This window comes from Acidithiobacillus sp. M4-SHS-6 (assembly GCF_047421495.1).
Taxonomy (GTDB): domain Bacteria; phylum Pseudomonadota; class Gammaproteobacteria; order Acidithiobacillales; family Acidithiobacillaceae; genus Acidithiobacillus.
Window position 1 is genome coordinate 1 of the sequence record NZ_CP175560.1, and the last position, 8,964, is coordinate 8,964.

Here is an 8,964-nt window from a genome sequence, read left to right on the forward strand (position 1 = left end):
ACCAGCAGGGTCCCCGCCGGGGAGGTCCGTGGGCGGTCCGGCGAAGCCGGAGCAAGCGCCCACTCCTTGTCACTGTGACGGCTCCAAGGGGGCCCTAGAGATCATAGAAAGGGAAGATTTTTAACTTATTGATTTTATATGCTGTTTTTAGGGGGGTGCGGAAGCCAGCTGCTTCCGGGGGTGCGGAAGCCAGCTGCTTCCGGGGGTATTCCGAAAATATGCAATGCAGCGCATAATTACGGAACACATTACCGGAAAAGGATTTCCGAAAACATGCAACGAGATTCCTCCCCCCAGGAAAAAATCGGCGCACCGGCCGCCCCCAAGTATGGCCAATGGGTTCAAACCGAGCGCAAAGCCCATGAGGCATGGGCAAGCTTACTCACCAGGAAACCTCGTGCGGGCATTCTCTTGCACATCCTTGTCGCTCATATGGGGCACCAAAACGCGGTTGTTATTAGCCAAAAGACTCTCGCCAAACTCATGAACGTCACCGACCGGACCGTGAGGACTGCGGTCTCTGATCTCGTGGCAGAGCGATGGATACAGGTGCTAAAGCTCAATGGCCCAGGTAGTGTCTCTGCATATGTCGTGAATGACCGCGTTGCATGGGGGCAACCTCGTGGGGAATTAGTCTTGTCGGTATTCTCGGCTGCGGTGGTCGCTGACAAGGCCGACCAAGACCCTGCCACAATGGACAGAACAGGCCTGCGCCGTATCCCGATCCTCTACCCCGGCGAGCAGCAACTACCAGCAGGCCCAGGTGAGCCGCCACCATCTCAGACTATCTTGGATGGCATGGAGCCAGACCTGCCGTTCCTTGAGGCGCAGGAAACAGACTCGCAAAGCAAGCTGGAGGCCAGTGGTCAGGGCCGCCTTATCGACTGAGCCATAGGGCGCCAGACTAGCCCCAGAAACGCCACCAGGGACGCAAAGAGGTTGATCGCTGATCAGTCAGCACGGCCTGCGCACGCTCAAGTTGCTGACGAAGCCATCCCTCCCTTTCCCCGGCTTCCCGTAACCGTTCCCTGAGTTCAGATATAACCTCGTCTTTCGCCTCAACAACAGCCTGTAACCCGCTGTCCGCATGTCGCCTTTCGCTATTCGCGTTGTGTCCGTTTAGTGTCGCCTCTGGTGTCCCCTTCATTTCACCAAAGACCCGTAGGATTTCCGCAGTATCAATCTGCGGGCGGCCTTGGTGGTCTCGCTCTACGCTTATTTTTCCGGTTGATATGTATCCCCTGTAAAGCTGCTGCCTGCCCAACCCGGCCAACCTCGCCGCCTCTGTTACAGTGACTTTCGCCATAGTCTCCCACCGTCGCCTTTTGTGTCGCCCTGTGTTCGCTTCTGTATGGTATGATGTTCTTGCCAGAAAATGTACTATGTAACTGAAGACAAGGGGGTGCCTATGCAATCACATGCCGCAGGATTTCCACACCCTGAGCTGATCGGGACATTCCGACAGTTCGGGCCGTTTGGGATTTCATACCAGGTACTCAAGGAAGGGCACCATACCGACAAGGGTTGGACCGTTGAAATCGAGGTGCCCGAAACCGGGGAGCGTTTGGAATATCCACTTGATGCCATCCTGGACGATCCGGAAGCCCGCTAGTGTTCGCCATCGCTTTTGATCTGACCGTCAAGGAAACCACCAAGCATCACCCCAAAGGGGTGTCAGCCGCCTATGCGGATATTGGAGCCACTTTGGCAGAGCATGGGTTTCGATGGGTTCAGGGCAGCATCTACGTCAGTGAGAACGAGGATATGGCCAACCTAATGGACGCCATGGATGCCCTGACAGATCTGCCTTGGTTCCCGCCATCGGTACGAGATATCCGCGCCTTCCGCGTAGAGCAGTGGTCGGATTTCACCGACCGAGTGAAGCGACCGGGCAGGTCAAAATGAGCGGCCTAATCGTAATGTCTCATAACGGACCTCACCAGGCAGGTGGAGACCCCAGCAAAACCAGGCCATCCGTCCCGACCAGGCTGGCGGCCACGAGACACAATGATCCCACATGTCTTGCGTTAGTAATCACGGTCAAAGTCGCAAAGGGGTTATCATAAATGAGTTCATCTGCCGTAAGAGTTGGTATTGTCATTGTGACCTATGGAATAATACCGGAAAAATTATTAAAATCAATAGAGGGCACAAGTAATAAAATAACATATTACATATATCATCATGGATCAGAAAGCCTTGCAAAGGAGTTAACTGAATTTTTTTCGTTAAACGAAAACGCAAAATTGTATCTATACTGCGAAAATAGAGGATTGGCAAAAAGTTGGAATGAAGGCATACTTCAATCTTTTACTGATAACAACGATGTCACATTGGTTTTAAATGATGATATTGAGTTTTTTACGAATATGTTTGATGGATGGATCAGCTACATATTGAATAGTGGAAACGCCGCTCTTGTTTTTTGTCATGGAATCGATGAGATAGGCGGTTCAAAAACTGAAAGATCACAGGATTTTGCATGTTTTTCAATAAGGAAACCGTGCTTTGATATTGTTGGGGCTTTTGATGAACGTTTTTCACCGGCTTATTACGAAGATACTGATTACTACAGAAGAGTGGTTCTATCTAAGTTGATCGTCAAAACAGACACAACTGTTAGAATCCGCCATGAGCGCTCTTCTACTATCAGAAATAACCCAGAGATTGCAAATGATTTACATCGTTTCTTCGAAATTAACAAGGTGTTATACTATTCCAAATGGGGACAACATGAGGAATTTGAGTTGCCTTACAATAACCCAAGCGAAAATCTATATATAGATTTTAAAAAATAATTAGGATAATTATGAAACCTCTACATCACTTTAATATTGATGATTTATACGCGCATTCATTTGATGACTTTATAGAGCTTTCGTATGTTGCGTTTCTTGGAAGATATCCAGACGATGATGGAAAACAATTCTACCTGCAACGAGAATTTAAAGGCGCATCCCGTGAATCAATATTATACGATATTTATATGTCTAAAGAGCATAAGAATAAGTTCACGAATTTTTTTCCATTCTATAAAATTATTTTAATACAATTCTTAATGAGAAGATTTATTACCGCAAATGTGAGCCATAAATCATCACAATCACAGATTGATAAGGAACAAGAAGAGCCTATTATAGAGTATGCTTCGCGAGGCAATGTTTTGCCTGTTTCCATTACATCGCCTTCGGCAGAAACGGTCCAATACAAAGATAATGTAGTTTATTTAGATGTGAAAGATGTAATTAACTATATTGAAGGTGGAAATACCACGGTTAGCGGGATTCAACGGGTAGTCGTTAATCTTTTCCTCTCACGGAGGGCCTCTAAAAATAAAATAATCCCGGTCATGCCAGAGTATGATAGAAATCGCATTCTTGTGCCAAACGAGAAATCATTGGAAATCCTTTTTAAAGAATTACTAAATGGTAACTCAAACTCTTTGCATTTAATATCGATTCTTTCCGATGTTTATCAAAGCAGGGTGGAGATAGTATTTAAGCCTGGTGATATATTTTTTATTGCAGGCGCTTTCTGGATTATTGATGTATATGATTTATTTATCAGCATGCGTAAAGAAAACGTAAAAATAGTTCTTTTTATCCATGACTTGATTCAGATAGTGAATCCAGAATACGTATCAGAACATGCCAACCTTACATTTACAAGGTCTTTTAGTGACATAATTCAGGTTTGTGATCTTGTGATCACAAACTCCTTGTATACAGCAAATGATGTAAAGCATATCTTATTAGATAGTTTTGGATCGACAATAAGCATTGCCACAGTACCACTTGCAACAGAAGTCTCTGCCCCTTACAAGTCAGAATCAATTAGGCCAGATGTTGTCGAAATTTGTTCTGATCAATATGTTTTGTATGTTGGAACTATAGAGGTTAGAAAAAACCACGTCTATTTAGTCAAAATATGGGAGCGGTTGCTGCTCGATGGCCACGATGTTCCAAAGCTTGTTTTTGCAGGGAAATGGGGCTGGCAAATAGAAGAACTAAGAACATACTTAGAATCAAGAAACTATCTTGATGGAAGAATTGTAGTTCTCAATAATTTATCAGATTCAGAAATATCTGAGCTTTATAGAAACTGTATTTTTAGTACTTATGTTAGCTTTGCCGAAGGATTCGGTCTTCCTATAGCCGAAAGCCTATCTTTTGGGAAAACGTGTATTTGTTCTAAAACTACATCAATGCCAGAAGTTGGAGGAGATTATTGCATCTATATTGACCCTTACAATTTAGATGACGGATATAGATGTTTTAAGAATGTTTTTGAAGACACGTCTATCATTGAAAAAAAGTCAGAATTAATAAATTTATACTACAAGCCAAAGAGTTGGGATAGTTTCTGCTCTGAAGTATATGATCTTCTGAAAGAACATGTTACCGATAAAAATGGTCCTGTTAATTTTATATTCAGGTCAGTTAAACTGTATTATTTTGGATATCAAAAAGTAAGTTATGATGATTATTTAGTTCCATCGATCAGGATGACAAGATGTGCTGGTTGGGATTTGCCGTCACCTGCTGGAGCGGTATCTTTTAGCAAAGCAGCAAATTTAGAAATACCTACAGATATGATTGGATGTGAAATAACTCTTTACATACTTTGTTGCTCTACAAATGATGAGAATATGACAGTTACTGTGTCTATAAATGATAGCTGTAGTAAAATTATCTTAAGCAGAGAAATAAAGCCTTATAAACTTTCTTCCAAGACATACCATGATGGTATTATAAAACTGTTGTTTAGCCTGCCCCATTCAGAAATGGAAACCTCAAGTGGATTTTTTGTTGGTGCCGTAGGCTGGTGCAATTCTGGATACTATCATGACCATTCGGCTTTACTTTACGAAATGATTTCCTCTGCAATGATAGGAAAAAATTATAATAACAAAGCAAAAAAGTTATCTTTTTCAACTTCTATAGAAAGTGATGAAAACGTTAAAGATATATACGATCTTCTTTCATATGATGGTGTGCAATTTATAACTCGCAGTTACCAATTCATTCTTCATCGCGAATGCGACGATTCAGGAAAGATTAATTATCTAAGAAAGATTAATAACAATATTAATAAGGTTTTTATCTTGCGGGAGCTCTTACAAAGCGACGAATCTATTGCTGTTAATACTGCTGATAATGTTAAGCATTTTATCAGTCAATTAGACCGGCTAGAGCAAGCATAAAGAGTAACACATGATTTGCATCGTCGAAATCTATGCCTTGATCTACAGATCATCAAACGAATGAACGACATTCTATCACCATTTAACTTCACAACCGACCGTTTTTGAGAGCCTTTCAACGCTTGTCACGGCGGCACGCTGAATCAGACCCTTGCCGTTCTTATAATCCAGTCTTGAAATTGTTTTCTTGATTCATCACCACTGGACCAGGTTTTGAGAGCTTCAAGCCGTTGTCACTGTAAGCGAGCGTCGGGACGGCCCCCCTTAATACCCTTTCGGAATCACCAGGGACACCCGGCCCTTATCGATGGTCCAGCCGCCCAGCGGGACAGGGTTGCCGTCCGATGATGTGCCCTGATTGCTGCTGACTTCAAAACACAGCCGCCCGCCGCAGGTGTTCCAGTGCATCCGCCCGCCCGCCTTGTTCAGCTCGGCCACCGTGGCCCGCTCCCGGACGATAGCGGCGGCCAGCTTGGCCTTTTCATCGCTCAACGATCCAACCTCGTGCAGTTGCCACGCCAGGGCGACATACGCCACCAGGCACACGCCCACCAGCCCGCCAGTGGCCACAGCTACCCACTTCCAGGCGAACCACTGCCCCGCTTTCCGCATCGAGTCTTCGGCATCGCTCGCCGCCTGCACCACACCAGACAACTTGCCGATGACGGGCGTCGCGGCGTCACCAAGGGCCTTTGCAGCCGTTTCTGAGGCTCCGGCGAGGGATTGCCCCACGGCGGCGCGTACCGCGTCGCTGGTGGCCTTCTGGATGCCTTGCGCGACCTGCGCAAGCGATGCTCGCTCCTTGGCCAGCGCCGCTCGCTCCGCCGCCAGCCCGGCGATGGCCGCAGCCACCGCTTTCTGGTGTTCTTCCGCAACGGCCATCAGGCCGAATATCTGCTGCTGCTCGTCCATCCCTTACCCCCTTTACCGTTACACTGTAACTTCAACGTGACTGGCCGTAATCGCGGTCCTTTTCCGGCTTCGGTCGCTGCCGCTCGACTTCGGCCTGCTGTTTGGCGGCCTGCTCGGCCTTGAACCGCTCGAACGCTTCGCGGGCCTGCTGCTTGCCCGCTTCGGCCACCTTGTGGGCCTCGAACTGCGCCCGTACCGCTTCCATGCCCGCCCGGACCCGCTCCTGCTCGGCTTGCAGCCGCTCGGCCTTCGCCGCCTCCAGGTCTCCCGACAGATCGAGGATGCTGCGGTCGATCTGGCGGCTGGCCCGCTCCAGCTCTCCCGCAGACTGGGCGCGGGCCAGCCGCTCGGCGACTTCGGCCTCGAAGTCCAGCCGCTTGCGGCTCGGCTCCCCCGTCCGTCGCTCATAGCCGCTGGCCGCAGGGCCAAGGTGCCGGGTCGGTTCCCGGTCGATGCCCTGGACTTCCAGGCGGCGATGATCGACGCGGGCGGCAATGCCGGCCTGGCGTAATCGCTCGTTCTGCAAGCGGGCGAACCGCTCCCGCCATTCGGTCACCAGATGCGGTCCGCTCTTCTGGTCGTCCAGCTCGCGGGTTTTCTCGGTGAAACCTTCCGGACCAAGACGGCGGGTGCTGAGCAGAATGTGGGCATGGTGGTTCCGGTGGTCGCCGTCCGCTCCGGGGGCATGAATGGCGACATCTGCCGCGCAGCCGTGGCGCTCCACGATCTCGCGGGCAAGATCGTGGGCCAGCCGGTGCCGCTCGGCGGGGGTGAGTTCATCCGGTAGCGCAATCTCGAACTCCCGCGCTACCGTCGAGTTCTTCCTGGTCTCGGCCTGCTCGGCGGCGTTCCAGAGCGCCGCACGGTCGGCGGCCCACTCCGGCGCACCGGCGGGCAGAACCAGCTCGCAGGATTCCACGCCACCCTTGCGGGTGTAGTCGTGAATCTCGCCGGTGCGCTCGTCGGTGATTTTCACGCCAGCGCGATAGGCGGCGGCGGCAGTCGCACTGCGCCCCGCAGAACGGCTGATCGTCTTGACCGATAGATGGAAAATCGCCACGGGCTTCCCTTCTGGTATTCACCAGCGCCGCAGGCCGCACGCAAACGAAGTTTGCATAAGTGCGCCCTTTCTGTTCGCTGCGGGGTTGTTGCACCATGCCAAGAATAGCCACATGCGGCTACTCGTACAAGGGCATTCAGTGGGGGTAATATGCAGCATTCACCACGCTGGAGCACAAAATGGCTACCATCGACGAACGCATTGCGGCACTGGAAGCAAAGCTCAAACAGGAAAAGGCGAAGAAACAGCACATCGAGGCCCGCAAACGGACGATGGAAGCGAAGAAGAAGCGCAGTGAAGACACCCGCCGCAAGATTCTGGTCGGTGCCGCCATCCTCGCCAAAGTCGAGCGCGGGGAATGGCCACAGGAAAAGCTGCTGGCCATGCTGGATGCTTCGCTGACCAGAGAGGATGACCGCGCCCTATTCGGCCTGGCCCCTATCCAGTCAGCACAAACGTTGTCGCAGTGACGGAGCGTAAAACGGACACGGAGACGCGGTTAATCTTCGCAAGCCAATCTGCCCACAGGAGCAGCCCCGCCAAGGCCCCAAATTGCGCTACAGCGCACGCCCGCCCAAAACATGGGCCAGTTCCTCGCCGGATACCCGCGCCACCCCTACGGGCTGCCCTAGCGCGGCGCGCCTGTACTTCGTGGCGTCTACCTCTCGCCTCTCCCGGTCCCGGAAGGTTTCCGGGGTTGCCATTGCGCGATCACCCGCTGCAAGGCATCGACCTGCCCACGCAATTCGGCGGCGCTTTCCCGGGCTTCCGTGGCCTCTTGCCGCCAGCGATCGATCTCCTGCGCTTGCCTCACGATGGCTTCGTCCCGCTCCAGCACCCGCACCAGCGCGGCCTCCAGATCGGCGCGGACCTGGTCCAGTTCCGATGACAAGACATCGGCCAGATCCACGGCTTCCGCGCGTTCCTGCTCCATGCCCTCCCGCGCCGCGTCCAGCGCCGCCCGCTCCGCCTGGAGCTTTTCATGGGCCAACGCCGAGGCCTGCGCCCAGATCGCCGCGGCCATCTCCGCCGCCTGCGCCGCGATGGTCTCCGGCGCGGGATCCCGCCGCGCCTGCGGCTGCTCCTGCCGCGCCCGCCACTCGGCCATGGCCTCGCTGATGGTCGTGTAGCTGCCACCGCCGACCGCCTTGCGCACCGCCACCAGCGTGGGCCGCTCGCCGGCGTCGGTCAGGGCCTGTGCGGCGGCCCAGATCTCGTCTTTCGTTGCCATGGTGCTCTCCTCTATCCGTAATATGTAATAATAGTATGCTACAACATACTATAAAACAAGCCTAAGCCGCCGCGCCTCGAAGGATCATTGCCATGGGCCAGACTGATCGGCGCAAACATCGCCAGAAAGGCCTCAAATTTGCCCTACAGAGCACGCAACGGGTGTGGGTGATGTTCCCGTACCCCCAATCGCCAGAAAAGCGATTTACGCGCCCGTAGGACAGACCCAAGTGGCCATGACCGCGCCAAGATCAGAAAAGGAGTGCCCGTTTGCCACGCCTTCGGCGTGCCGGGCACAAATCGCTTTCGACCTCGCAGGCCCTCGCGTAGGACTCCGTAGCAGGCATTCCGCCCTCTGGGCGGTTGCGGGTTCCGGTGTCGATTTGCAAGCAAATCGCCATCCTCGCCCGCTCCACCTTGCCCCTGCGGGGCTTGAGCTAAAGCTCTTTTGAAAAAACTTCTTCCTTGGAGACCACAAGGGGGAGCCGCTGCCGGAGGCAGTGGGGGACAACGTCCCCAAAGGGGGTCGATCCGGCGAGGCGAAGCCGAGGACAGGGGG

At 51.7% G+C, this 8,964-nt stretch carries 9 protein-coding genes; 6 read left to right on the forward strand and 3 right to left on the reverse strand.

The window, feature by feature from the left end; all coding sequences use genetic code 11:
* Positions 1-273 precede the first annotated feature (273 nt).
* The 5 genes from ACJU26_RS15660 (at position 274) to ACJU26_RS15680 (ending at position 5,203) form a co-directional block, all read left to right on the forward strand.
* Positions 274-888: a helix-turn-helix domain-containing protein gene (locus ACJU26_RS15660; RefSeq protein ID WP_414042014.1), complete on the forward strand. Its 615-nt coding sequence runs from the start codon at positions 274-276 to the stop codon at positions 886-888.
* A gap of 520 nt (positions 889-1,408) precedes the next feature.
* Entirely contained in the window at positions 1,409-1,612 is a 204-nt protein-coding gene (locus tag ACJU26_RS15665) for a DUF5397 family protein (RefSeq protein WP_414042015.1), read from the forward strand.
* Positions 1,612-1,905: a virulence factor gene (locus tag ACJU26_RS15670; protein WP_414042016.1), complete on the forward strand. Its 294-nt coding sequence runs from the start codon at positions 1,612-1,614 to the stop codon at positions 1,903-1,905. Before ACJU26_RS15665 ends, ACJU26_RS15670 begins: the two co-directional genes overlap by 1 nt.
* Positions 1,906-2,066: 161 nt before the next feature.
* Entirely contained in the window at positions 2,067-2,798 is a 732-nt protein-coding gene (locus tag ACJU26_RS15675; protein ID WP_414042017.1) for a glycosyltransferase family 2 protein, read from the forward strand.
* Between the two features lie 11 nt (positions 2,799-2,809).
* Positions 2,810-5,203 carry a glycosyltransferase gene (locus ACJU26_RS15680; protein WP_414042018.1) on the forward strand — a complete coding sequence of 798 codons (2,394 nt, stop codon included), beginning with the start codon at positions 2,810-2,812 and terminating at the stop codon, positions 5,201-5,203.
* Positions 5,204-5,467: 264 nt separating this feature from the next.
* On the opposite strand, the gene ACJU26_RS15685 is transcribed toward ACJU26_RS15680, so the two are convergent.
* Positions 5,468-6,115, reverse strand: coding sequence for a hypothetical protein (locus ACJU26_RS15685; protein WP_414042010.1), 648 nt, complete (start codon positions 6,113-6,115; stop codon positions 5,468-5,470).
* 31 nt (positions 6,116-6,146) lie between these two features.
* On the reverse strand, positions 6,147-7,175 hold the full coding sequence (gene mobQ / locus ACJU26_RS15690; RefSeq protein WP_414042011.1) for a MobQ family relaxase: 1,029 nt from the start codon (positions 7,173-7,175) through the stop codon (positions 6,147-6,149).
* A 179-nt stretch (positions 7,176-7,354) separates the two neighbouring features.
* Here mobQ and ACJU26_RS15695 point away from each other — a divergent pair, with 179 nt between their 5' ends.
* Positions 7,355-7,645, forward strand: coding sequence for a mobilization protein (locus ACJU26_RS15695; protein WP_414042012.1), 291 nt, complete (start codon positions 7,355-7,357; stop codon positions 7,643-7,645).
* A 188-nt stretch (positions 7,646-7,833) separates the two neighbouring features.
* Here the strand turns inward: ACJU26_RS15695 and ACJU26_RS15700 are convergent, their stop codons facing one another.
* Positions 7,834-8,406: a DNA-binding protein gene (locus ACJU26_RS15700; RefSeq protein WP_414042013.1), complete on the reverse strand. Its 573-nt coding sequence runs from the start codon at positions 8,404-8,406 to the stop codon at positions 7,834-7,836.
* Between the last annotated feature and the right edge of the window lie 558 nt (positions 8,407-8,964).

Bases quoted from the DNA above. Each gene is read 5' to 3' on its own strand.
- ACJU26_RS15660 (WP_414042014.1), top strand. From the start codon at position 274: ATGCAACGAGATTCCTCCCCCCAGGAAAAAATCGGCGCACCGGCCGCC.
- ACJU26_RS15665 (WP_414042015.1), top strand. From the start codon at position 1,409: ATGCAATCACATGCCGCAGGATTTCCACACCCTGAGCTGATCGGGACA.
- ACJU26_RS15675 (WP_414042017.1), top strand. From the start codon at position 2,067: ATGAGTTCATCTGCCGTAAGAGTTGGTATTGTCATTGTGACCTATGGA.
- ACJU26_RS15680 (WP_414042018.1), top strand. From the start codon at position 2,810: ATGAAACCTCTACATCACTTTAATATTGATGATTTATACGCGCATTCA.
- ACJU26_RS15685 (WP_414042010.1), bottom strand. From the start codon at position 6,115: ATGGACGAGCAGCAGCAGATATTCGGCCTGATGGCCGTTGCGGAAGAA.
- ACJU26_RS15695 (WP_414042012.1), top strand. From the start codon at position 7,355: ATGGCTACCATCGACGAACGCATTGCGGCACTGGAAGCAAAGCTCAAA.
- ACJU26_RS15700 (WP_414042013.1), bottom strand. From the start codon at position 8,406: ATGGCAACGAAAGACGAGATCTGGGCCGCCGCACAGGCCCTGACCGAC.